Below are 22668 nucleotides of genomic sequence, written 5' to 3'. Positions count from 1 at the left end.
TGCGGAGGTCAAGATGAATAGGTTTCAAGAACTTAGCATAACGCTTTGTATAAAACAGCGGCGAGGGTGATGCATGGCAGTAAGTGGATTTGAAGAGCCTTTAAGCTGCGAACCGTCGAGGCTACGGGCAGGCGACTTTGTCTCTTGGCGGCGGGATGATCTGGCGCGAGACTTCCCGCCTGATGATCTCACGCTTTCCTATGTGGGAACATTGGAAGGGGAAGCCCCGGAAAAAATCGAGTTTACAGCAACCGCCGAAAATGGCGGTTTTTTAGTATCTATCTCAGGTGATGATAGCTCAACATGGACCTCCGGGGCTTACCAGTGGGCGGCGTTTATTACGCGCAAGAGTGATGGGGCGCGGAAGACCGTGGGCAGCGGCCGGTTTGAGGTTTTGCCGGATCTGGCAAGCGGGGACGCCATAGACCTGCGCAGCCATAACCGGCGCATGCTGGAACAGATTGAAGCGCTGCTGGAAGGCCGCGCAAAGTCTGGTGTTGCTTCCTATGAAATTGCGGGCCGTAAGCTGACAAAGCTCACCCCAAAAGAGCTTGCCGACTGGCACACCCACTACCGCAAGCTGGTCAGAATAGAAGACCGCAAGCGCACGGGCCGGGGCAGTCACCGTTTGAGGAAGGTGGAGTTTAAATAATGGGTGCATTTGCAAGATTTTTTGGCAGACATAACAAGCCTGCAGAGCTGCCTGTTAAACAGCCGGGCGGGGCGGTGCGAAAATACAAAGCGGCCCGCCCGGATCGTCTTGTAAAGTTCAAGTTGATGGGGCTCAATTCATCCTTGATGCGCGATGCCCAGGAAGACTTGTTGGGGCTGGTTTCCCATAGCAGGGAGCAAAGCCAGAACAACGATTACCTGAAAGGCTTTTACTCTCATTTGCGGCGCAATGTTGTGGGCCGCAATGGCTTGCAGATTAAGCCGGTTGCCCGGCTTGGGGATGGCAATCTGGACCGGGACAGCAACAAGCTTATCCGCGACGGTTTCCTTGAATGGAGCCGCAAGGGGATCTGCACCACCTGCGGTAAGTTCTCTTTTGCTGATAGCCAGCGTATTGCACTTACAGCCGCTGCCCGTGATGGGAACTTTCTTGCCCGCAAATACATTGGCCCGGAGTTCGGTCCGTTTGGTTTCCAGATCCAGCACCTTGATATCACCATGCTGGATGTGGAGTTAAACAAAGAGCTGGACCACGGGCATTACATCCTTGCCGGGGTGGAATGTAACGCGGTGGATCGCCCGGTTGCCTATCACATGTTTAAACACAACCGCTCTTATTACGGTGGCCGTGGGGAGCGCATTCGCATTCCTGCAGAAGAGATCGTGCACCTTTATCTGCCCTTTGATCAAACTGCCCCGGTGATTGGTGTTCCATGGGCGCACACGGCTTTGCGGCGCTTGGCGCAAATGAACAGCTTTGAAGACGCAGCCCTTGCGAACGCTGTTTATGGTGCGCAGAAGATGGGCTTTTACACCCGCTCTGCAGATGCCGACCCGGATGAAGAGTTAGGCGGTGGTCAGGCGGCCGGGACCAATGGTGAGGCGGAAGACGTAGAAGAAGAAGAGTTCTTTGATGAGCAGGAACGGCCCCGGCTTGAAGAAATGGAAGCTGGTGTTTTGGAAGAGCTGCCACAGGGCTATGACTTCAAAGCTTTTGACCCGGCCTATCCAAGTGGGGAGATGGAACCTTTCATCAAGATCATGCTGCGCGGTGTGTGTGCGGGGCTTGATGTGGCTTATTCGTCTTTGTCCAGCGACTTGGAGAAAGCCAACTTTTCTTCCTTGCGGGCCGGGCTTGGTGAAGAGCGCGAACAATGGGGCGTGCTGCAGGGCTGGCTTGCAGATCATTACTGCGGTTCTCTCTTTCCCGACTGGTTGCGCATGGCGATGCTGAGCGGGCAAGTGCGTTTGCCTATGACAGATCTTTCACGGTTTGAGGCGGTGGAATGGACTGGCCGGGGCTGGCAGTCAGTTAATCCAAAAGACGATGCGGCGGCCAACAGAACCAACATGGAATCGCGCATTAAAAGCCCGCAGGAAGTGGCTGCAGAGCGTGGGCGCACTCTTGAAGATATCTATGACGATTTTGAAGAAGCAAGGGCACTTGCCAGAGATCGCGGCATAGATCTTGAGGCGGTGCTTTCTGCCTTCATGAAAGCGGTTCCGCCTGCTGAAAAACAGCCACCCATCGAGGACTAAACACACCATGCCAACACATGAATTGAAGCTGCCGGAGCGGTTGTTCCGGCAGGGTGTTTTCGTGCGCGCTAGCGAGGGCGCGGAAGAAGACCTTTTAGAGCTTTCGTTTTCCAGTGATGCACCCATTCGCACCTATTGGGGCGTTGAAATTCTTGGTCACGATGAAGCAGAGATTGACCTTGATTTCATTGGAAGCGGGCGTGCGCCCCTGCTGATTGATCACCGCGCAACGGTAGAAAATCAGGTGGGCGTGATTGAACGCGTGGAGATCAAGAACGGCAAAGGCCGGGCTTGGGTTCGCTTTGGCAAATCAGAGCGGGCTCAAGAGATCAAACAGCGCGTTTTAGATGGAGAGCTAACCAATGTTTCTGTTGGTTATCAGATCCACAAAGCCCGTTTGGAAGAAGAGCATGACGATGACTTAAACGTCTATCGCATCACCCGTTGGACCCCTCATGAAATCTCAATCGTCTCAGTCCCGGCAGATCCGTCTGTTGGTGTTGGTCGGTCAAAGCCTGAGGGGGCTGTTGTTTCCATTGCACTTGAAAGAAAGGCTGCAGCAATGCCCGCACCACTTGATATTGAAAATCCAAAGACCGGCCCTTCTGAAGAAGAGCTGGCACAGATCCGCAGTAAAACGGCGGAGGATGAGGCCAAACGCATTCGCGAAATTGAGGCGACTGCGGCCGAATGGAATTGCCGGGACATTGCGGCGGAAGCGATCCGCTCCGGTATGTCTGCAGGTGACTTTTCAACCAAAGTCCTGATGCTTCAAGGCGAGCGCGGGCAGGAGAAAATCTCCGGTGCTGCGGATATTGGTTTGAGCCAAAAAGAACGCAAGCAATTCTCATTTGTGCGTGCTTTGAATGCTTTGGGAAATCCGACTAATGCGCAGTACCGTGAAGCTGCTAAGTTCGAGTTTGAATGCTCGGAAGAGGCTGGCAAGAAACGCGGCAAGCAGGGGGAAGGTATTCTTGTTCCTTCTGATGTAATGCGGGCGGATATGAGCGGGCAAACCCGCAACCTGTCAACGGGCACAATCGGGGCAGGTGGTGCTCTGGTTTCTGATAACCTGCTTGCAAGCAGCTTTGTTGAGTTGCTGCGCAAGCGTGCAGTTGTGATGGGCATGGGCGCCCGCATGCTGCATGACCTAGAGGGCAACTTTAAGATCCCACGTATGGTAGGTGGAGCCACCGCCTATTGGGTAGGTGAAAGCGATGATGTAACCAAAAGCGCAGAGGCTTTTGATCAGATCGAACTAAGCCCGCATACTCTGGGTGCGTTTACCGACTATTCCCGCAGACTTCTCATTCAATCCTCGCTGGATGTGGAAGCCATGGTGCGTGATGATCTGGCGCGGGTGATTGGTTTGGAGATCAGCCGGGCGGCGCTGCACAGTGATGGCTCAGGTGAAACTCCAAAGGGGATCGCTGCCACCACTGGCATTAACTCCACAACCTTTGCGGCGAATGCTCCAACATTTGAAGAAGTGGTTGCAATGGAAACGGCTGTTGCAACGGATGATGCAGACATTGGAGCCTTGGGCTATGTCCTCAATGCTGCGATGCGTGGATCGTTCAAGACCACGGAAAAAGCTGCAGGGACTGCGCAGTTTATCTGGGAACAGGGCAACACGGTGAACGGTTACAACACCGGTATTTCTAATCAGGTGCTGGATCACAACGGCTTCTTTGGCAACTGGGCGGATCTTCTGATTGCGCTTTGGACGGGCGTAGACCTGACGGTTGATCCGTTTACCCAATCCACCAGCGGGACCGTGCGCGTGGTTGCCATGCAGGATGTAGATTTTGCAGTGCGTCACCCGCAGAGCTTCTGTCACTCCTTCAAAGCTTAAGCTTTACGCCAGTTAAGCAGCCGGTTCGCCCGGCTGTTTTTATTTGGACTTCTCATATTCTTATCAACTCTCAAGAGGGCAGATCATGGCTGCAAAGATGAAGATTGAAATTTTAAAACGCACGGTTTGCGGTGGTGAACCGGTTGCGCCGGGTGATGTGGTGAACGCTTCTGAAAAGGATGCAAAATTCCTGATCAATATGAAAAAAGCGGAAACAACCACAAGGCGGGTTGGCAAGGCTAAGGTGGGAGAAAAGCCAAAAGAAGAAGACGAACCAGCCGGGGACTAAAACCCCGGCTCATATGAGAAGAAAACGGGGGGCTGAGCCTCCCGTTTTTCGTTGGCCCTTGGAGACGAGGATTTACCAGTGAAAAAAGAACTACAGAGCACCACCAGCTTGAAACCACCCAAACCACTCACACCCAAAGAGCTTGCGCGGGTGATGGGCAGTGCCCGTGTTAACCGGGCGGTTGGTGTGCCGGGCGGGCAAACAATGGTGAAGCGGCAATGATTGATTTTGACGATGATCTGAATGAGATGCTGCGCACTGATGAGTTTGCAACAACGGCAACCTACGCGCTGCAGAACGGGGACACCGGGCACCTCACCGGGATCTTTACCAATGAGGGGGAGGAAACCTCCTTTGGTGAAGTTGGCATGCTCACTTCCAAACCAGTGTTTGCGGTGAAGGGCTCAGATATTCCGGCAGAGTTTGGCGAGGGTGCAGAGCTGCTGATTGACGGGCAACGCTTCACGGCGGCAAGCAGCCCCATGAGTGACGGGGCAGGCTTAAGCCAGATCCTGCTAGAGCGCGAATAGGGGCAGCCATGGCACACATAAGAACGCAGGTGCGCGATGCTGTAGAGGCGGCTTTAAAAGGGCTTCCTTCTACAGAAGATCGCTGCTTTGTCACGCGCACCTTTCCGCTGGATCACAAGCGGCTGCCTGCGCTGCTTGTCTATGTGCTGGATGAACAAAGCCAGCCTGCGGAAATGGGTGCAGACCGCGACATTGAACGGCAAATGAGCGTCACTGTTGAAGCCACGGCCGATGGCAAAGGCTTTGATGATGAGCTGGACCAAATTGCGGTGGAAGTTGAAACCGCACTCGCGGGCAGCGGCTTCTTAGGTGGCTTGGTGAAAGAGCTATACCTGCAGTCAACCAATCTGGATATAGCAACGCGCCGGGACCGGGGCGAGAAGCGCCAAGGGATTTTGACATTGCGGTATATGGCGCTAGCCATTGCCCCGGAGAATGACCCGGAAATCCCGCACTAAAGTTGCTTGCGTATCTTCATCTGAAAACCGGTACCCACTTTTCGGCGATACACGGTAGCCGCGCTTAAGCGTGCGGCTGAAGAACTAACTTTCCAACAATTCAGGAGAACAGAGCATGCCTTTAATTCACGGCAATAAGGGCAGTGTGACTGCTGGCGGTGAGGATGTCGCCAAGGTTCAAAGCTTCAACCTTTCGGTAGAAGCGCCAATCTCAGATGCAACGGCGATGGGTGAAGAGTGGGAAACCCACTTGGAAGGCGCACCAAAACGCTGGTCTGGTTCTATCAGCGCCAAGCGGGTGAAAGGCGACACGGGGCAGGCTGAGCTTAGCGCCGGGGCTTCTGTGGTGTTGCACCTTTATTACAGCGGCAATGAGAGCGGTGAAACCTACGCCTCCGGCACGGCAACGGTTACCAGCGTGCAGCATGCGCAGGGCCGTGCGGAAACCATTGATATGACCTTTGAGTTTACCGGCAACGGCCCATTGACAGAAGAGGCCGTGGCTTAACTCCGCCTCTTCCAGTGAAGTGAGAGGGGCAGTCTGTTTGTGCAGGCTGCCTTTTTGTTTAGCGCAGAGACAAGGACCTTAAAAAGATGCGTGCGATTGAACGTGTGAAGAGCCATTACAAGCGGGCGAAAAACCAGATTATCGAGGTGCCGGAATGGGGTGAAAAAGGCGAGGCTTTTAAACTCTTTTATGACCCGATGACCCCAAACCAGCGTAAGCGCGTGAATGACGAAAATGAGGGGCTGGACCCGGAAGCCTTTGTGGATGTGCTTGTGATGAAAGCACAAGATGAAAACGGCGAAAAGCTCTTTAATGCCGATGACAAACACAAGCTTTTAACGGAAGCCGATGGCGCGATTATTGGCCGGATTGCGGTGCAGATGCTTGGCCCATGCGATGCCAGGGAAATTGAAAAAAACTAAGAGGCGATCCGTGGCGCATGTTCTTATTTCGGCTTGCGGATCGCTTACACATGCGGGTTGCGGATCTTGAAGACTGGCCGGAACCTGAGATTTTAGAATGGTCTATTTATCTAAAAATTGCCGGGGAGCCTAACTCATGACCGTGCCGGATCTTGTCTACAACGTGCGGGCCAATGATAAATCCCGTGCAACCTTTGAACGGAACCGGCGCGAGTTACAAAAGACGCGCCGGGAAACCAAGTTGCTCAACATGGATATGGGATCACTTGGTAAATCTATGGGGGCAATTCGGTTTCTCCCGGCAGCAGCTGCGGCAGCTACGGTTGCCAAGTTGACAGCTGCAATAAAAAGCGCCGTTTCAGAAGGCTCCAAGCTTGCCAAGGTTGCCGATAAAGTGGGCGTAACGACCGATGAGCTGCAGCGTATGCGCTATGGATTTGAGCTGACTGGTGTTGCGGCTGGCACGACTGATACAGCGTTGCAACGCTTTTCCCGGCGTGTTGGTGAGGCTGCCAACGGGTCAGGCGTTCTTTATGAGATCCTGAAAGCAAATGGTGTTCAGCTTCGCGATTCCAGCGGCAAGATGAAAACCCAAAGTCAGATATTGGGCGAATATGCAGACCTGATCAAAAACGCCAGCTCGGAACAAGAGCGGCTTTTGCTGAGCTTTAAAGCGTTTGACCGGGAAGGGGCCGGGCTGGTTCTGGCACTCAAAAACGGTTCCAAGGGCCTTGATGAGTTGATGGGCAAGGCGGATGAAGCGGGCGGGGTTCTGGAAGAGAAGCTTCTGCGCAAGGCGGAAGAGATTGATGATGAGTTTGCCAAGATGTGGCGCACCTTTGAAATTGGTGCAAAGCGGGCAACTCTGGCCGCTGCCAATGCAATGGACGTTGCATTTAATACACCGGTTGCAGAGCCAACCCTAAAAGATTTGCAGGTCGAATTTTCGCGTAAGTTGCCGGGGCTTAACCGTGAGTTGTCGCTTGCACAAACGCTTGGTGATGAAGCCCGTATTGCTGAAATTCAAGAGCAAATTGATGCGGTAAACGCCCGCCTTGCAGGTATTCAGAGCGAACGTCAGTTACGCCACACTGGTTTTACAGGAGGACCAACCCGGCGTGGTGGTCGTCGTGGGCGGAAAACTGAGAAACCAACAATCATTCCCGACAAGAAAACGGATAGCAGCGGGGGCGGTGGGTCTTCCAAGACAAAGGTGGACCCTTACGCCCGTGTTTTAGAGCAGCTTAAGTTTGAGCGCGATCTGCTGAGCATGAACGCACAGGAACAAAAGCGGGCCAATGCGCTGCGCCTTGCCGGGGTGGAGGCTGCCAGCAAGCAGGGGCGTGAGCTGATTAAAGTTACAGATGAGATCTACGCGCAAACCCAAGCGCAGAAGCAGCACAATGAAGTTGTGAGTTTGCTTGGAGGGATGGCACAGGATTCCATGTCGCAATTTATTGAGGCTCTGGGGATCGCAGACACAGCAGCCGGGCGGCTGGTGGCAACGCTGGCAGAGGCGGCTGCACAAGCTGCCTTTATGGGACAAGGGCCACTTGCCGGGATGTTTGGAACATCGCAGCAATCGAACCTATCAACGGCGCTCATGAGCACGTTTCAGGGCTTCTTCGCAGGTGGTGGTGTGCTTGGTGCCGGGCAGTGGGGCATTGCAGGAGAAAACGGCCCTGAGCCGGTTCTGGGGCCTGCCAAGATCATTTCCAACAAGGACGCCTTTGGAGGTTCTGAGCGCGGTGTGGTGGTCAATCAGTACATCCAAACCCCTGATGTTGAGAGCTTCCGCCAGTCACAGGGGCAACTCTCTGGAATGCTGGTTGATGCTTTGAGCCGTGGGCGGCGCAACAGATAAGAGAAAACGTTTGTTATTTGGAAACCGGCAGGTTGTTGGTTATTGATGTGTGTGGTGATACGGCAACCTAAGGTAGACAAGATCAATATGGGCATAGACATCATTTCTTGGGCTGAAAGAAAGACTTCATCAGGGTACGAGCCCATTGATGGAGACGAATTATTCGAAGATCATGCGCCGTTCGGTTGGAAGAGCTATCGCATTTTTAGCTTTCTTGCAGGAGTTCCGAATTATTCAGAGATTAAGCCAATCTCAGAACCTCGTGGCCTCCCTGATGATGTGAGTAACGAAATTCGAGAAAACTACAATGAATGGTTACCCGATGGACGCGAGCCCTCCTGGATCTCGATCAGAGAGCTAAATGAGTTTGAGTATGACCAGCAAATCGAGGACCGAAGAGATGGGCGTAATACGGTTCCGATAGGACATGGCTTGCTAACGACATATCGAAAATACCTGGACCCTGCCTTCTTTCCTGAATTGCGTATCCTCAATGAGTGTAACGCCGACCGGATTGTGTTTTGGTTCTACTAATAATTGATTTTTAGCTCCAGGTTCGGCTCAGATTTGAACAAGGAGATAAGATGGAAGAATTTCATGACACACGGTTTCCGCCAGATATCTCTTTAGGGGCACGCGGTGGGCCGGAACGTAAAACGCAAGTTGTGGTGCGTGCCAACGGCCGGGAGACGCGCAACCAGCAATGGGCAGATTCGCGGCGTCGTTACAACGCGGCTAAGGGTGTTCGCTCTGTCAATGATCTGCATAAGGTGGTGGAGTTCTTTGAAGAGCGGCGCGGGCGTATGTTTGCGTTTCGCTGGAAGGATTGGGCAGATTTTAAGAGCTGCCCGCCCGGTGATGCAATCAGTACCACTGATCAGGTGTTAGGTGTTGGTGATGGCGTGCAAAAGGAATTCCAGCTTGTGAAGACCTACGGCGCGACCTTCCAGCCCTATACACGCAAGATCCTTTTGCCTGCAGACACTGCACCGGTTGTGGTGGCCGTGGGCGGTGCTCCGGCCGTGGGGTTTGTGCTTGATGAGACTTCCGGCCTGATCACCTTTGCTTCTGCCCCACCTGCAGGTGAGGACGTTACAGCGGGTTTTGAGTTCGATGTTCCAGCCCGCTTTGACACCGATATGCTGGAACTGACGCTAAACGCCCATGTACAGGGCAGCGTGACCAATATTCCAATTGTTGAGGTGCTGTTATGAACTGGAAACAGGCTTTCTAGCCTGTTTTTCGTGTAGTATTTGAGACACTTTCGGGTGAACATACAAACTTAGCATTTGGTGCTTGATAACTTCTAATGCAACTGAAATCTGCTGAGCGGTCGGCGGCGTCATTTGATGGGCTGATTTGTTTCCAATCTCACGTATGGCCTGAAGAGTTTTTGCATCATTTGCGGTGAGCAACTGCTTGGTGACAAGATCGTCAATTTTTAGCTGCAAATTTCGCCCTTTTGCCTTTTGATCTTGGCAGATTGTCTCTGTGATTGCTCGTATGCCCACACCGGCAAGAACATAGTGCTTTGCAGCTTGTGCTCCGACTGTTTCTTTATAAATCAGGAAAACACGTTGCGGGATGTAGTGTTCGTGTAATGGAGAAAAACGCTCATTCTCAAGATCATTAATGATGCGCGGGAAACGAGTTTCCTCTTCAATTGGCGTGTAGTTGCCGTTTTGATCAATATCACAGTCTTCGCTATGTGAGCTGAGTTGTCTAAACGAAATTGTCTCGCATCCGGCACACATAATTGTCTGGTTTTTGCTGGACCATTCTACTGAGAACTTTTGCTCAACAATCTCAGCCCCGCTTTGATTGACTTGTGCAAGGATGTTGTGTCGTGTTCTCGTGCGGCAATTTAAGCAATCGAGATAAAGAGCTTCCTGTATGTCATGCTCAATTTTGATCTTTGTTTTTATTATACTTTCTGACATGAAAATGCCTCCTCAGAACCGAAGATCCAATTTACGAATTGAAAAAACTTACCTTAATTAGTGATGAGGGTTGATACATTATGCGGCGGTTATCTGAACAATTCTTGCAACACCTGCAGGGCAACTGCACCACCTTGTGTTGGTGTTGGCGGGTCACGCGGCGCGATGGCGTGAAGCAGGGCTTTACAGACCATGACCGGCAATTGGTTTTCTTAGGTGTTGTGTTTGAGGCGGCGGCTGGTTTCACTGGAACAGATGTAGAGGCAAACCTTGGCCTTGCCGTGAACAACATGGATGTGGAAGGCGCGTTTTCTTCTGACAAGATCACGGAAGCAGACATTGCAGCCGGGCTTTATGATGATGCGGAAATCGTGCTTTACCGGGTGAACTGGCAGGATACCTCTCAGCGGGAAGTTATGCAGCGCGGCAACATTGGCGAGGTGAGCAGAGGCGAGCTTGCTTTTAACGCAGAGATGCGCAGCCTTGCCCACCGGCTCAACCAGAACACCGGCCGCACATATCAGTATGGCTGCGATGCTGAGTTGGGGGATAGTCGCTGTGGTGTGGATCTACAGGCACCGGAGAACAATGGGGCGGGCAGTGTAACAGCGGTGAAAGACCGGGTGTTTACGTGTGCCGGCTTGGGTGGCTTTCCGGCCGACCGGTTCTCATGGGGGCAGCTTCACTGGACCACCGGGGCAAACAAAGGTGCCCGCGTCAAAATCAAAGTGCACAAGCTGACAGAGGGCGGGGCTGCAGAGCTGACCCTTTGGCAAGCGCCTGTGCAGCCCATTGCTGCCGGGGATTCCTTTGACGTGTTTGCCGGGTGTGCTCATACCTTTGCGGCCTGTAAATCAAAGTTTGCAAACGCGGTGAACTATCGCGGCTTTCCGCACATGCCCGGCCCTGATTTTATTTTGTCCTACGCAGAACAGGATGAGCAGAAAAATGACGGTTCCTCCTATGTCAAATAAGGTTGTTGCGCTTGCTCGTGGTTGGCTTGGAACGCCTTACCACCACCAAGCCAGTGTCAAAGGCGCAGGCTGTGATTGTCTGGGATTGGTGCGCGGGATCTGGCGGGAGCTTTACGGATCTGAGCCGCAAACGGTTCCGGCGTATTCCCCGGATTGGGGCGAGGTTGGAACACGTGAAACGCTTTTGGAAGCCGGGCAGAAGTACTTCCAGCGGGCAGCGCTGGACCCGCCCGACCTTGGGGCTGTAGTGGTGTTCCGGGTACGATCCGGGGCGATTGCAAAACACGCGGGCCTGATCAGCAGGCCGGGTGTGATGATCCATGCGCAAGAGGGCGCGGGAGTTGTTGAGGTGTCCTATTCAGGGTGGTGGCAGCGCCGGGCAGTAGCTGCGTTTGGGTTTCCTTGAAAGAACCCTGCAACTATCTGCTCAGGCGGCGGCGGATGAACACAACCAGAGCCGCGATAGCCCAGATGAATGAGCTGAGAAGACAATACAAAATTGCATAGATGATCATTAGGGACATTTGGGACCCCATAGTGAGATGCGCTGTCGCATCAATTCCCAGAATGTTGCAAGCAGGAGAAGGCTTGGTTGAGTAGACTGGTTCGCAATAGACAGTCGCAAATCCCAAAAACAAGATCTCAATTGAAAGAAGTACAGCGGGCCAATAGGCCATCACGAGTACAATCGAGAGATCTCTTCTCTTCTTCCTTTCAAAGTACCAAAGAGCGCCGCTGAAGAGCGCAAGGGTGCCGATTGCGATGCTCAACAACTCCAAATTTATCTCCATTTTTCTTTCGATTTTCATCGGTAATTGACACAAGCTACAGGGTAAAACAATGGCAACGCTTGTTTTAACAGCGGTGGCAACTGCGATTGCAGGGGCAACCGGTGCAGGTACTGTTGCAACGTTTGCGCTGACTGCAGCGGCAACGGTTGCCGGTACTTATCTTGATAATATGCTTATCTCAGCGTTCACACCGGGCAGTAAAAGCCATGTGGACGGGCAGCGGCTGGACAGCCTGCAGGTGATGGGGTCCAGTGAGGGGGCGGTGGTTCCTCTTGTGGCCGGGCGGGCGCGTGTTTCCGGGCAGGTGATCTGGGCAACAAATCTGCATGAAGTCGTTTCAACAACGACGGAAAAACACGGCGGCAAAGCTGGCGGCTCGTCATCAACCGTCACACAAACAACCTACAGCTACTATGCCAACTTTGCGGTTGGGATCTGTGAAGGGCCAATCTCTTCCATTTTGCGGGTGTGGGCGGATGGCAAGGAGTTGGATACTAGCAAAATCACCATGCGCATCTATAAGGGCAGCGAGACACAGGAAGCTGATCCGCTGATTGCTGCTAAGCAAGGCAGCCCGGATGTGCCAGCTTATCGCGGCCTTGCCTATGTGGTGTTTGAAGAGCTGCTGCTTGCAGACTTCGGCAACCGCTTGCCGCAGCTGACTTTTGAAGTGGTGCGCTCCGTTGGCTATGAGGAAGAAAAGCTAACGGCTGTTTCTCTTATTCCCGGCTCTACTGAATTTGGTTATTCCAAAACACCCGTAAAGGATGGCAAGGACGGCCCGACCACGGCCTATAACAACCGGCACACACTTTCCGCAGCAACTGACTGGGAGCACTCCATAGACCTTTTGCAGAGCACCTGCCCGGAGTGCAAAACCGTATCTCTGGTGGTGGCTTGGTTTGGTGATGATCTGAGGGCGGGAGAGTGCACGATTGCACCGCGTGTGGAAGCGCGTAAAACCACCAGCCCAATTGAATGGCGCGTTGCCGGGCTAAGCCGGGATGAAGCGCGGCTTGTGTCATATGTGGATGGAAAGCCTGCCTATGGTGGTTCGCCCTCTGACAGTGTTGTGATTGAAGCAATCAAGGATCTGAAAGAGCGTGGCTTTAAGGTGATGCTTTATCCGTTTGTCATGATGGATGTTCCAGAAGGCAACGGCCTTCCAGATCCTTACGGAGAGGCAGAGCAAGATAGATATCCCTGGCGCGGCCGGATCACCTGCCACCCGGCACCGGGGCAGCCGGGCAGCCCGGATAAAACAGCGGTGGCTGCTGATCAGATCGCAAGCTTTCTGGGCACGGCAACGGCTGCAGACTTTGGCAGCACTGGCGCTGCGATAAGCTATAGCGGGCCGGGGGAATGGTCTTACAGGCGGTTTGTTTTGCACCTTGCCAAACTGGCAGAGCTTGCAGGCGGTGTGGATGCCTTTGTGATTGGAACAGAAATGCCCGGTGTTTCTTTCGTGCGCGGGGCTGGCAATGCTTTTGCGTTTGTGGAGGGCATGGCCACACTAGCGGGTGAAGTGCGCACGCTGGTCGGGGCTGGTACAAAGCTAAGCTATGCGGCGGATTGGTCCGAGTTTCACAGTTACCGGCCGGATGATGTTAGCGGCGATGTGTTCTTTCATCTCGATTATCTTTGGGCTCATGACGATATCGACTTTATTGGCATAGATAATTATCTGCCGCTGACCGATTGGCGCGATTTTGAGGACCATGCGGATCACGGGCAGGACGCACAGTCCATCCATGATCTGGACTATCTGAAAGCTGGCATCGAGGGCCGGGAATACTATGATTATTTCTATGCCTCGCAGAATGACCGGATCACCCAGAACCGCACCTTGATTGCAGATCAGGACCATGGCGAACATTGGGTGTTTCGTCAAAAGGATTTGCGGGGCTGGTGGGAAAATCCGCACCACAACCGGCCGGGCGGGGTGCGTTCCAATACCTCAACTAACTGGGTGCCAAAATCAAAGCCCATCTGGTTTACAGAGTTTGGCTGCCCTGCGATCGACAAAGGCACCAATCAGCCAAACGTGTTTTATGATCCCAAATCCTCAGAAAGTCAGGTGCCCTATTTTTCCTCCGGGGTGCGTGATGATCTGATACAGCGGCGTTACCTTAGAGCCATGCTGGAATATTGGGCTGTAGAGGCTGGCAACAATCCAGTTAGCCCGGTTTATGGCGGGCCAATGGTGGACCCGGTGAACATGTTTGCATGGGCCTGGGATGTGCGGCCGTTTCCATCGTTTCCGGTGGAATCCGATACCTGGGCGGATTGGGGCAACTTCACCACCGGGCATTGGCTTTCCGGCCGTGTGGGCGGTGTCTCAGTTGATGGCATTGCCCGGCTCTTGATGGAGCGGGCTGGCCTGCATGAAGGCATAGACTTTGAAACGGCCGGGGCAGATGGGGTTGCCGATGGCTTCCTTATCTCTTCTATCACCAGTGCCCGCAGCGTCTTGGAAACCCTTGGGGCTGCTTTCTTCTTTGATGCGGTGGAATCTGGCGGCCGGGTGGCGTTTCGCCCGCGTCGTTCCCGCTATCCCTTAGCTGAGATTGAAGCAGAGCAACTGGTTGATCAGGGTAAGGACAAAGAGCGGGTTTCCATTACAAGAGCGCAAGAAACCGAGCTGCCTGCAGTGGTGCGGGTAACGGCCTATGACAGCTCAAAAGATTTTAACACAGCGACTGCAGAGGCGCTGAAAGGCGCTGTTTCAACTGAAAGGGTTGTGACTTCTGATCTGCCTGTCGTGACCAACTATGAACGCCTGCAGGGCATGGCTGAAAGTCTGTTGCAGGAGGCGTGGGCCTCGCGGGAGCGCTTAAGCTATGTGCTGCCTCCAACGGATCTGCACATAGAACCGGGTGACTATCTTAAACTGACCGTTTCCGGCCGTGTGTTCGCGGTGCGGGTGCTATCCGTCAAGGATGGGGATGCCCGCATGATTGAAGCGGTGACTTATGATGCACCGGTGTATGAAGCCACCAAGGGGGCAACACGGGCCTTTGTCTCAAAAGGGCAGGTGCTGCAGGCGGCCGCCTTAGGAGTGTTTATCGACGGGCCGCTTTTGCGCGATCAGGACACGCCATGGCAAGGCTATCTGACCGGCTATCAGTTGCCGTTCTCAAAGGGCATGGCGTTCTTATCCAGCCCGGTGACAAGTGGCTATGAGCTACGGGCTGCCCTTAATCAGCAAGGTGTGCTCGGGGAGCTGCAGGCACCGTTGCCTGCAGGGCCGCTGCACCGCTGGGATAATGGCAACCGGGTCAAGGTCAAGCTTTACAATGGGGCGCTGGCTTCTCTTGGAGAGGATCTTGTGTTCTCCGGGGGCAATGCCTTGCTGATTGAAGGCACTGCCGGGGAATGGGAGCTGTTGCAGTTTGCCAATGCTGAGCTGATTGCTGAGCGCACCTATACCTTAAGCAAGCTGCTACGCGGGCAGCGGGGCAGTGAGCCGGGCATGGGTGCACCTGCAGGGGCGCGTGTGGTGGTGCTGGATGGCGGCATGACACAAAACGGCCTGTCGCGCTCTGAGCTGGGTTTGCCGCTCAACTGGCAAACAGGCCGGGCCGGGGCTGGTGTGGGATCGCAGGATTACACCAGTTACCAGAAGACCTTTACCGGCCGTGGAGAGCGGCCGCTGTCGCCCGTGCATTTAAACGCCCGTGCGCAAGCTGATGGCAGCATTGCAATAAGCTGGATTAGGCGCACACGAACGGGTGGGGATAGCTGGGAGGTGGCAGAGGTGCCTCTTGGTGAGACTGTAGAAAGTTACAGTGTTGAGATCCGGGAAGGGGGCGTTTTAAAGCGCTCCCTTTCTGCTTCCGGGGCGTTTGCATCCTACACGGCCGCCATGCAAGCGGAAGACTTTAGCGGGCCTGCATCCAGCTTTGACGTGTGGGTCTATCAACTATCTGAGGTCTACGGGCGCGGCGTTCCTGCTGTTGCTCATTATGAAGCGTAAAGGGGGAAGTATGAGCACAACGGCACACTTAAACCTGCCGATGATTGCGGCTGCGCAATCGCAAAAGCATGTGACCCACAATGAGGCGTTAGCCTTGCTTGATGTGGTGGTGCAGCTTTCTGTCATCTCAAACAGCATTACCAATCCGCCTGCAGATCCTGATGAGGGAGCACGTTATATCGTGCCTGCAGGAGCGACTGGTGCCTTTGCCGGGCATGAAAGCCAGATTGCGGCCTTTAGCGCCGGGGCGTGGGAGTTTCTTACACCTGGCACCGGGTGGGCAGCTTGGATTGAAAGCGCAGAAACCATGCAGGTTTATTCCGGCGGGGCATGGGGCAGTTTTTCTTCTGTGGCTGGTCTGGGCACAGATCCGGGAACAGGCGGCCTTGCCTTGCAGCAAGAGAAAACCGTTTTAAGTGAAACGGACAGCAAAGCACAAAGCCAGTTTGTAACCGTGGATGAAGAGCTAAGCCTCGCGGGTAGCAGTGTTGACAGCTCGGTTTTAATCCCAAACCGGGCAATCGTGTTCTGCGTGTCTACCCGCACGGTGGAGGCTGTGACAGGGGCAGCCTCCTATGACTGCGGCCTTGCCGGTGAGCAATCCAAGTTTGGCGGATCGCTGGGAGCGGCTGTTGGCTCGAACAATGCAGGGGTGATCGGTCCGACTGCGTTTTATGGAGATACGGCCGTGAGGCTTACTGCCAATGGTGGCGACTTCACCGGCGGCAAGGTGCGCATTGCACTGCATTACTTCCTGCCGGTTGTTCCGCAAAGCTAGGAGGGGCGTTATGTCTCATGATATGGAGCTGTTTTTTGAGAACAAGGAAATTCTATTTATTGTGTGTCAGGGACACAAAAATCTAGGTGACTTAGGCTTAATGCATGAGTTTTCTCAGTTGGCCTTAATCTATTTGGTTGGTTCATTTGTTGATACTGAGTATTGGCCGCAGGGCTTAGATATCAATGTGCAACATTGGTACTTGTCTGTTGAGACAGATGGGGTCCGGTATCTTTGCAGAGATGCAGGAGAAGATGGGCTAAATGAACCTGTTACCGGGTTTTGTGTGACTGATGAAATCAGAGCCTTTGTTCGGCAAACTCCCGCATACATTAAAGCTCAACGTTTGAAAGAGGCAGATGCTTTGAAAGCTGAAGAAGCAAAGCAGAGCTAGCCTAGAGCATCATGTTAATTTTTCGCGCCGCAATTGCGGCTTTTTTTATACCTGCACGGGGGCCTTAGGCTCCCGTTTTTTGTTAGGGGCAGAGCATGAAAGATACGTTCCGACTGATTATTGTAGACCTGCTTGGAACTGAGGGCGGGTTTGCAAACCGGTCTCGCAAAGCAGATCCGGGCGGCCCAACAAATCTTGGCGTCACTCAAAGGACTTTGTCTGCTTGGCGTGGCCGTGCGGTGAGCGTGGAAGAGGTGAAGCGTTTGAGCCGTGAAGAGGCAATTGATATCTACCGGGCGCAATACTGGGATGCTGTGAAAGGCGATAAGCTGCCGCGTGGGTTGGACTATGCCGTTTTTGATTGTGCCGTAAACTCCGGCCCGGCGCGGGCCGTGAAGATCCTGCAGAAGATCCTCAAAGTCAAAGTAGATGGCGTGTTGGGCCTGATTACGTTGGGTGCAGTGAAGGCGCATTCTGCCACAACCTTAATCAATTTGTTCTCAGTCGCTCGCCTGAAATTCATGAAGCGGCTGAGAAACTGGCCCTACAACAAGACCGGCTGGACGCGGCGCGTGCGGCATGTGCAGGAGCGATCCTTAGAGCTGGTGGGCAATGCCATTATTAAACGTGCTCCAACTCCAAAACTGGAACCTCATGAAAATGAGGAAGGCTCCAAGGCGGTTGATGAGGAAACCAGTGCACTCAGCGCGTGGCTTAGCCCGGATGGGATCACCAAGGGCGCTATGGCTGCTTCTGGGTTCTCCGGCATTCTGGCGGGCTCCGGGCCGGTGCAGTGGGGCTTTGCAATAGCTCTGGTTCTCAGTGTGGGCGTTGCAGGCTGGCTGCTGATTAATAAAGAGCGGGCCGCCTGAGATGGGGGCGGTTCTCTCAATCCTGATTAAGACGAAGACGGGGCGGGCATTGGTGGCCGCCCTTCTTCTTTGTGCGTTTGCGGCCGTTGCCTATGACCAGATCCGGCAGGGGGCGTTTATCGAGGCAGAGCATGATGCTTTGCAAGGGACTGTGAAAGCGGAACAGCAAAGGAAGCAGGACGATGCCTTTTTGCAAGGTCTTGAAGATTACCGCTTGTGTCTTGAGTACTTTGATGATTCCGGGCTGCGAAACGTTGCAGAGTGCGAGCAGTTGCAGCGGGTTCACAAAGAATAACTTAAGCCCCCAAGGCTTTGTGGTGCTGGTTCAAGTGGACAGGGCAGGGGCGAATAGAGTTGCAGCAAATGACAGGAACGGACAAAGGCAGGGCTGCTGGAAATGACAGATTTTATCTTAGAGATTTTCTATCATTTACCGTTCTGGAAAACGGCCGTCATTGTCGCTTTTGCACTTATTGGAGCTTTGCTTCAAGAGGCTGGCTTCTGGCAGCGTGTGCTCACATTCTTCATCGGAATTGCTGCGGCCGTGACATTTACTCAGCCGCTCCTGGACTTCTTTGAGTTGAAGGCTGCCTTTAGCGATGCAACAGCCGGAGTGTTGGCGATGAGTGGGCGCAATATCACTGCGTTTGTGTTGCGCCTTTCTCGAGATCCATTCAAATCGGCTGGGATGATTTTAAAAATCTGGAAAGGCTACAGGTGAGTATGCAAAGATTCCATTGTTAGGTTGTTCTCCTCAAGATTGAATTGCCAAATATTCGGAGGAGCAGGTGATGAAATTGGAAACCAACAAAACAATGGGATTGTTGTGATGCCGCGTTGATATTTGCGCGTCCCTATGTAGGGCGATGTTTTTCAGCTTTAGAATGTAAATAGAAACAGGTTCATTGTGCGTGGTGTCTGTTTACCGGCCATGATGGGCATGAAAGCGGTGAATATCTTGGAAAATTGAGAGTGATAAAAGTTAGGCAAATAGACTCTGAAAAGCACAAATTTCATGCATCTTTAGACACGCGATGTAACTCAAAAAGAGTATGTATTTGAATTGTTTGGGAGGTTCTTGAGCTGGATTTGCAATCCGCTGCGTCACCACTCCGCCAAGAGGCCCCGCTGTGGTGTGAGGGGCTTTTCTGATATTTGGGGCGGATAGTCAAGCGGGCAAATTCACTTTCCACGATCACTCTTGTGTAAAACACCGAAATCTATGGGGTTTACCTAGGTGAGTAGCTTTCTGGATGAGACACGGCTTTTCTTCCTGCATGGTGAAAAAGCTCGTATTTGCACCACAAAGTTCAAAAATAGAAAAACAACAGAGGGAACTGTTTATTTTTACGGATATGGCAGCTTGTGTTTGTGGTGCATGAGCGATATTTCTCAGCCAAAGAATCTTGCGAGACAGTGAGGACAAGATGGTCAACTTCGCGGAACAAAGAACACTGATGGTCGACAATCAGCTGCGGACCAATGATATTATAGATCTGCGCATTATTGGTGCTATGGGCAAGGTGCCTCGCGAAAAGTTCGTTCCGGAAAACCTGCAGGAGTTGGCCTATATTGATGAAGATGTAGCCGTTGATGAAAAAGGCGAGCGCAAAATGCTCAAGCCGCACATCTTTGGTCGTCTTGTTCAGCTGGCTGATATCACTGCCAAGGATGTTGTGCTTGTGGTTGGCGCTGCCTCTGGATATGGCGTGGCGATTGTTTCCTACCTGGCAGAAGCTGTTGTTGGTCTGGAAGTTGATGTGGCGCTGTCTGAAGCGGCCTCAACGAATCTTGAGCAGCTGGGCATTGAAAATGCTGCTGTAATTGATGGCGATCTGGCCAAGGGTTATGCGGCTGACGCGCCTTATGATGTTATTCTGGTCAATGGATCCGTTGAAGAGCTGCCGGAAGCCTTGACTGCTCAGCTGAAAGACGAGGGTCGTCTTGTTGTGGTTGAGGGGGAGAGCAATGCAGGTGTTGCGCGGCTTTACACCAAGTCTGGCGGCAATGTGAGTTCTGTGTTTGCGTTTAATGCGCATGCATGTGCACTTCCAGGTTTTGAGAAGCCGGAAGTCTTTGAATTCTAAACGCTTGCGATGCAGGTATAGAGATGTGAGGCGAGGGGCAACCTTCGCCTTTTTTTGTTTTTCTGTGAAGTGTTGTGATGAATTTCCGTTTTCGTGATGTGAATTACAGATTTGTCTCAATGCTGGTTTAAAGCACTTCAAACTCTGGTGGGGTAAAATAAGAACTGGACGCTGCTGCTGTCTTTTCTATCAATGATGTAGAGATATCCACGTTTCAATCATTGGGTGAAAAAACGGTAGTAAAAACTTAATGGTTCTATTAGTGTGCCTCCGGGGAATGATATTCTGCGATTAGCCTAAGCAATTATATCGATAAGATGTTGCTTGTTCGTCGCAGTATTTATTTTTTTCCAAAATCGGCTTGATCGTCGGTTTCGGAAAACGCCGAATAAGATATACATTTCGGCGAGTGTGTTGGGTTTGCGGTTCGTAAGATTGACCCTGTTTGAGGCATATGAAGTGGTTTCTCGGAAAACGTTAGCGGGTGCAGTTGCAGTAGTCGGCTTGCTTGTAAGTGCTCAAGGCGCGAATGCTCTTTCAATTAAAGAGGCATTGGCTGCTACCTATCAGAATAACCCGACATTAAACGCATCACGCGCTCAACTTCGCGTGACAGATGAAGGTGTGCCACAGGCTCTGGCTGGATGGCGTCCAAGCATTATTGCCAGCGGTAACTATGGTTACCAATGGCAGGAGAGCCAGGGCACTAACCGAAATCGTAATGAGTATACGGCATCCTTGCAGGTTACTCAGCCGTTGTTCCGCGGTTTCCGGACTGTGAACTCTACCCGTCAGGCTGAAGCTATTGTTCGTGCTCAGCGTGAAGATTTGCGTACAGCAGAGCAGACTGCGCTTTTCCAGGCTGCGACCGCATATATGGATGTCATTCGCGATACTGCGCTTGTGTCTTTGCGTCGGAGTGACTTGAAATTCCAGGAAGAGCAGGTTCGTGCTTCTAAAGATCGCTTCAATGTGGGCGAAGGTACGCGGACTGATGTTTCTCAGGCTGAATCAGGTCGTGCACGTGCGCAGTCCACACTGAACACTGCGCTGGCAAATCTGAACACAAGTCGTGCGATTTTCCGTCAGGTTATCGGGATTGATCCGAAAAACCTGAGTGCTCGCACCAATGTGACAAGCTTGCTGCCGAAGACTGTTGCTTCCGCAATCTCTATTGGTCAGGATGAACATCCTGCGATCCAGTCCTCCCAGTTTCTGGTTGATGCTGCTCAATTTGCAGTTAAAACTGCGCAAGGTGTCTTGCTTCCGACTGCTGATCTTCAGGGAACATTGTCCTATAGCGACAACAACCTTCCTGGCGTGTCTGGAAATCCGACCAGAACAGCTTCTATTTTTGGTCGTGTGACTGTTCCTATCTACCAGAATGGTAGCGAATACTCTGTTGTGCGCCAGTCTAAAGAAGATCTGGGCCGTACCGAGATTCTGGTCGATGTGTCCCGTGATAGCATTCGTGCGCAGGCGATCTCCTCTTGGGGGCAGCTGAATGCATCGATCGCTTCCATTACGGCAGCTGAAGCACAGGTTGCTGCGGCTCGTCTTGCTTTGGAAGGCGTGATTGAAGAGCAGCGTGTTGGTCAGCGGACCACGCTTGATGTTCTGGATACGCAGAGTGATCTGGTGGATGCGCGCGTAACATTGGTGACTGCACAGCGTGACCGTGTGGTTGCTGCTTATGCGGTTCTTTCCTCTGTTGGTCGTCTGGACTTTGACAGTCTGGCATTGTCCGGTGCGCGTTATGATCCAACTGAACACTACCGTCTGGTACGTGATAAGTGGATTGGGTTGCGGACTCCAGATGGGCGTTAAGCTCCTCTGATATAATGAAATTTTGGAGAAGGGAGCCTTGTCGGCTCCCTTTTTTGTTGCCGTATTTTCAAATTTGCTCGTTTTCCTTGTGGGAATTGGCTTTTTGCTGGATATGCGGCTGTCAGGCGGGGGCGCTTTTCTCCTATATTTAAGTAAGTATTTATTAATGAACTGAGTCGGAAAGCCGGCGGATTAGACGCGATTAGAAGTGGAGCACATACATGGGAGCTGTCTCACAGGGTAACGAGCCTTCCATGGAGGATATCCTGAGCTCGATCCGCAAGATTATTTCGGATGACGAAGCAAGTGGCGCAGAACAGATGACAGATGCTGCATTGAGTGACGCGGACGCGGGTCGCGAATTATCACAGGACGATCTAGATAAACTCTTTGATGATGCGCCAGCGGAAATGGAACCTGCTCCAACTCCTGAGCCAGAAGTGGTGAAGGATGCGGAACCAGACGTTCTGGAGCTGACGCAAAAAGAGCAGATCGACGAGCAATCCTCCTCATTGAAAATTATTGAAGGTCTTGCTGATGAAAACAAAGAAGAGGATGGAGACATCGCTTTTCTTGATCAGCCGGGACCTGAAGCGTTTGGGCTGGGCAGTATGGGGCAAGATGACATTCTTGAGCCATCTGCTGCAAAAAGTCCGGCGGAAACACTTATCTCAAGCGCGACGGACGAAGTTGTGTCCAGCGCCTTTAACGGTCTTGCCAACACGGTGCTGTCCAAGAACGCCCGTACACTGGAAGACCTCGTGGCTGAGATGCTGCGCCCAATGCTGAAAGGCTGGCTCGACCAGCATCTGCCAAGCGTGGTGGAGCGGCTTGTGCGCCAAGAGATCGATCGCATCTCACGCAAATAATCCTCTGGATGTGAGGGGAGAAG

At 52.7% G+C, this 22668-nt stretch carries 25 protein-coding genes; 23 read left to right on the top strand and 2 right to left on the bottom strand.

What is annotated here, in order from left to right:
- Positions 1-73 precede the first annotated feature (73 nt).
- The 12 genes from PsW74_RS14035 (at position 74) to PsW74_RS13985 (ending at position 9351) form a co-directional block, all read left to right on the top strand.
- Positions 74-652, top strand: a complete 579-nt coding sequence (locus PsW74_RS14035) for a hypothetical protein (RefSeq protein WP_063289079.1) — start codon at positions 74-76, stop codon at positions 650-652.
- Positions 652-2211, top strand: a complete 1560-nt coding sequence (locus PsW74_RS14030) for a phage portal protein (protein ID WP_063289078.1) — start codon at positions 652-654, stop codon at positions 2209-2211. The genes PsW74_RS14035 and PsW74_RS14030 overlap by 1 nt, the downstream gene beginning before the upstream one ends.
- A 7-nt stretch (positions 2212-2218) precedes the next feature.
- On the top strand, positions 2219-4066 hold the full coding sequence (locus PsW74_RS14025) for a phage major capsid protein (protein WP_063289077.1): 1848 nt from the start codon (positions 2219-2221) through the stop codon (positions 4064-4066).
- A gap of 85 nt (positions 4067-4151) precedes the next feature.
- Positions 4152-4355 (top strand): hypothetical protein, encoded by a 204-nt coding sequence (locus tag PsW74_RS14020; RefSeq protein WP_063289076.1) that lies wholly within the window; start codon positions 4152-4154, stop codon positions 4353-4355.
- 78 nt (positions 4356-4433) lie between these two features.
- Entirely contained in the window at positions 4434-4577 is a 144-nt protein-coding gene (locus PsW74_RS28880; RefSeq protein ID WP_193775964.1) for a hypothetical protein, read from the top strand.
- Positions 4574-4885: a hypothetical protein gene (locus PsW74_RS14015; RefSeq protein WP_063289075.1), complete on the top strand. Its 312-nt coding sequence runs from the start codon at positions 4574-4576 to the stop codon at positions 4883-4885. Before PsW74_RS28880 ends, PsW74_RS14015 begins: the two co-directional genes overlap by 4 nt.
- An 8-nt stretch (positions 4886-4893) precedes the next feature.
- The gene (locus tag PsW74_RS14010; RefSeq protein WP_063289074.1) at positions 4894-5343 is read left to right on the top strand and encodes a hypothetical protein; all 450 of its coding nucleotides are present in this window, start codon (positions 4894-4896) and stop codon (positions 5341-5343) included.
- A gap of 115 nt (positions 5344-5458) precedes the next feature.
- The gene (locus tag PsW74_RS14005; protein WP_063289073.1) at positions 5459-5851 is read left to right on the top strand and encodes a hypothetical protein; all 393 of its coding nucleotides are present in this window, start codon (positions 5459-5461) and stop codon (positions 5849-5851) included.
- An 86-nt stretch (positions 5852-5937) separates the two neighbouring features.
- Positions 5938-6273, top strand: coding sequence for a hypothetical protein (locus PsW74_RS14000; RefSeq protein ID WP_063289072.1), 336 nt, complete (start codon positions 5938-5940; stop codon positions 6271-6273).
- A gap of 136 nt (positions 6274-6409) precedes the next feature.
- Positions 6410-8137 (top strand): hypothetical protein, encoded by a 1728-nt coding sequence (locus PsW74_RS13995; RefSeq protein ID WP_063289071.1) that lies wholly within the window; start codon positions 6410-6412, stop codon positions 8135-8137.
- Positions 8138-8224: 87 nt separating this feature from the next.
- A complete protein-coding gene (locus PsW74_RS13990) occupies positions 8225-8671 on the top strand; it encodes a hypothetical protein (protein WP_153041721.1) in 447 nt (148 codons plus the stop codon).
- A 50-nt stretch (positions 8672-8721) separates the two neighbouring features.
- Positions 8722-9351 carry a DUF2460 domain-containing protein gene (locus tag PsW74_RS13985; protein WP_063289069.1) on the top strand — a complete coding sequence of 210 codons (630 nt, stop codon included), beginning with the start codon at positions 8722-8724 and terminating at the stop codon, positions 9349-9351.
- Here the strand turns inward: PsW74_RS13985 and PsW74_RS13980 are convergent.
- Entirely contained in the window at positions 9346-10077 is a 732-nt protein-coding gene (locus tag PsW74_RS13980) for a DUF4145 domain-containing protein (protein ID WP_063289068.1), read from the bottom strand. The genes PsW74_RS13985 and PsW74_RS13980 overlap by 6 nt on opposite strands.
- An 80-nt stretch (positions 10078-10157) precedes the next feature.
- Here PsW74_RS13980 and PsW74_RS13975 point away from each other — a divergent pair, with 80 nt between their 5' ends.
- Positions 10158-11051: a DUF2163 domain-containing protein gene (locus PsW74_RS13975; protein ID WP_063289067.1), complete on the top strand. Its 894-nt coding sequence runs from the start codon at positions 10158-10160 to the stop codon at positions 11049-11051.
- Positions 11026-11457, top strand: coding sequence for an NlpC/P60 family protein (locus PsW74_RS13970; RefSeq protein ID WP_063289066.1), 432 nt, complete (start codon positions 11026-11028; stop codon positions 11455-11457). The genes PsW74_RS13975 and PsW74_RS13970 overlap by 26 nt, the downstream gene beginning before the upstream one ends.
- A gap of 13 nt (positions 11458-11470) precedes the next feature.
- On the opposite strand, the gene PsW74_RS13965 is transcribed toward PsW74_RS13970, so the two are convergent.
- Positions 11471-11830: a hypothetical protein gene (locus tag PsW74_RS13965; RefSeq protein ID WP_153041720.1), complete on the bottom strand. Its 360-nt coding sequence runs from the start codon at positions 11828-11830 to the stop codon at positions 11471-11473.
- Positions 11831-11891: 61 nt separating this feature from the next.
- On the opposite strand from PsW74_RS13965, the gene PsW74_RS13960 reads away from it, so the two are divergent.
- From PsW74_RS13960 to PsW74_RS13920, 9 genes are all read left to right on the top strand, one after another.
- Entirely contained in the window at positions 11892-15818 is a 3927-nt protein-coding gene (locus PsW74_RS13960; RefSeq protein WP_063289064.1) for a glycoside hydrolase/phage tail family protein, read from the top strand.
- A 10-nt stretch (positions 15819-15828) separates the two neighbouring features.
- Positions 15829-16596: a DUF2793 domain-containing protein gene (locus tag PsW74_RS13955; RefSeq protein ID WP_063289367.1), complete on the top strand. Its 768-nt coding sequence runs from the start codon at positions 15829-15831 to the stop codon at positions 16594-16596.
- A gap of 10 nt (positions 16597-16606) precedes the next feature.
- The gene (locus PsW74_RS13950) at positions 16607-16990 is read left to right on the top strand and encodes a hypothetical protein (RefSeq protein WP_063289063.1); all 384 of its coding nucleotides are present in this window, start codon (positions 16607-16609) and stop codon (positions 16988-16990) included.
- A gap of 95 nt (positions 16991-17085) precedes the next feature.
- Positions 17086-17862, top strand: a complete 777-nt coding sequence (locus PsW74_RS13945; RefSeq protein WP_063289062.1) for a glycoside hydrolase family 108 protein — start codon at positions 17086-17088, stop codon at positions 17860-17862.
- 1 nt (position 17863) lies between these two features.
- A complete protein-coding gene (locus tag PsW74_RS13940) occupies positions 17864-18157 on the top strand; it encodes a hypothetical protein (RefSeq protein ID WP_063289061.1) in 294 nt (97 codons plus the stop codon).
- A 102-nt stretch (positions 18158-18259) separates the two neighbouring features.
- Positions 18260-18583: a hypothetical protein gene (locus PsW74_RS13935; protein ID WP_063289060.1), complete on the top strand. Its 324-nt coding sequence runs from the start codon at positions 18260-18262 to the stop codon at positions 18581-18583.
- A gap of 706 nt (positions 18584-19289) precedes the next feature.
- Positions 19290-19949 carry a protein-L-isoaspartate O-methyltransferase gene (locus tag PsW74_RS13930; RefSeq protein WP_063289059.1) on the top strand — a complete coding sequence of 220 codons (660 nt, stop codon included), beginning with the start codon at positions 19290-19292 and terminating at the stop codon, positions 19947-19949.
- 459 nt (positions 19950-20408) lie between these two features.
- Positions 20409-21776: a TolC family outer membrane protein gene (locus PsW74_RS13925; RefSeq protein ID WP_063289366.1), complete on the top strand. Its 1368-nt coding sequence runs from the start codon at positions 20409-20411 to the stop codon at positions 21774-21776.
- Between the two features lie 221 nt (positions 21777-21997).
- On the top strand, positions 21998-22645 hold the full coding sequence (locus PsW74_RS13920) for a DUF2497 domain-containing protein (RefSeq protein WP_063289058.1): 648 nt from the start codon (positions 21998-22000) through the stop codon (positions 22643-22645).
- Positions 22646-22668 lie beyond the last annotated feature (23 nt).

The sequence above is a fragment of the Pseudovibrio sp. W74 genome (assembly GCF_001623085.1).
GTDB lineage: Bacteria > Pseudomonadota > Alphaproteobacteria > Rhizobiales > Stappiaceae > Pseudovibrio.
This window is presented reverse-complemented; position numbering and strand designations above follow the sequence as displayed.

What these genes read in the sequence shown, in the direction of transcription:
- PsW74_RS13990 (WP_153041721.1), top strand. Translation starts at nt 8,225, where the DNA reads ATGGGCATAGACATCATTTCTTGGGCTGAAAGAAAGACTTCATCAGGG.
- PsW74_RS14035 (WP_063289079.1), top strand. Translation starts at nt 74, where the DNA reads ATGGCAGTAAGTGGATTTGAAGAGCCTTTAAGCTGCGAACCGTCGAGG.
- PsW74_RS14020 (WP_063289076.1), top strand. Translation starts at nt 4,152, where the DNA reads ATGGCTGCAAAGATGAAGATTGAAATTTTAAAACGCACGGTTTGCGGT.
- PsW74_RS13970 (WP_063289066.1), top strand. Translation starts at nt 11,026, where the DNA reads ATGACGGTTCCTCCTATGTCAAATAAGGTTGTTGCGCTTGCTCGTGGT.
- PsW74_RS13955 (WP_063289367.1), top strand. Translation starts at nt 15,829, where the DNA reads ATGAGCACAACGGCACACTTAAACCTGCCGATGATTGCGGCTGCGCAA.
- PsW74_RS13920 (WP_063289058.1), top strand. Translation starts at nt 21,998, where the DNA reads ATGGGAGCTGTCTCACAGGGTAACGAGCCTTCCATGGAGGATATCCTG.
- PsW74_RS13995 (WP_063289071.1), top strand. Translation starts at nt 6,410, where the DNA reads ATGACCGTGCCGGATCTTGTCTACAACGTGCGGGCCAATGATAAATCC.
- PsW74_RS13935 (WP_063289060.1), top strand. Translation starts at nt 18,260, where the DNA reads ATGACAGATTTTATCTTAGAGATTTTCTATCATTTACCGTTCTGGAAA.
- PsW74_RS13985 (WP_063289069.1), top strand. Translation starts at nt 8,722, where the DNA reads ATGGAAGAATTTCATGACACACGGTTTCCGCCAGATATCTCTTTAGGG.
- PsW74_RS14030 (WP_063289078.1), top strand. Translation starts at nt 652, where the DNA reads ATGGGTGCATTTGCAAGATTTTTTGGCAGACATAACAAGCCTGCAGAG.
- PsW74_RS14025 (WP_063289077.1), top strand. Translation starts at nt 2,219, where the DNA reads ATGCCAACACATGAATTGAAGCTGCCGGAGCGGTTGTTCCGGCAGGGT.
- PsW74_RS13950 (WP_063289063.1), top strand. Translation starts at nt 16,607, where the DNA reads ATGTCTCATGATATGGAGCTGTTTTTTGAGAACAAGGAAATTCTATTT.
- PsW74_RS13940 (WP_063289061.1), top strand. Translation starts at nt 17,864, where the DNA reads ATGGGGGCGGTTCTCTCAATCCTGATTAAGACGAAGACGGGGCGGGCA.
- PsW74_RS14015 (WP_063289075.1), top strand. Translation starts at nt 4,574, where the DNA reads ATGATTGATTTTGACGATGATCTGAATGAGATGCTGCGCACTGATGAG.
- PsW74_RS13980 (WP_063289068.1), bottom strand. Translation starts at nt 10,077, where the DNA reads ATGTCAGAAAGTATAATAAAAACAAAGATCAAAATTGAGCATGACATA.
- PsW74_RS13945 (WP_063289062.1), top strand. Translation starts at nt 17,086, where the DNA reads ATGAAAGATACGTTCCGACTGATTATTGTAGACCTGCTTGGAACTGAG.
- PsW74_RS14005 (WP_063289073.1), top strand. Translation starts at nt 5,459, where the DNA reads ATGCCTTTAATTCACGGCAATAAGGGCAGTGTGACTGCTGGCGGTGAG.
- PsW74_RS13960 (WP_063289064.1), top strand. Translation starts at nt 11,892, where the DNA reads ATGGCAACGCTTGTTTTAACAGCGGTGGCAACTGCGATTGCAGGGGCA.
- PsW74_RS13930 (WP_063289059.1), top strand. Translation starts at nt 19,290, where the DNA reads ATGGTCAACTTCGCGGAACAAAGAACACTGATGGTCGACAATCAGCTG.
- PsW74_RS13975 (WP_063289067.1), top strand. Translation starts at nt 10,158, where the DNA reads ATGCGGCGGTTATCTGAACAATTCTTGCAACACCTGCAGGGCAACTGC.
- PsW74_RS14010 (WP_063289074.1), top strand. Translation starts at nt 4,894, where the DNA reads ATGGCACACATAAGAACGCAGGTGCGCGATGCTGTAGAGGCGGCTTTA.
- PsW74_RS14000 (WP_063289072.1), top strand. Translation starts at nt 5,938, where the DNA reads ATGCGTGCGATTGAACGTGTGAAGAGCCATTACAAGCGGGCGAAAAAC.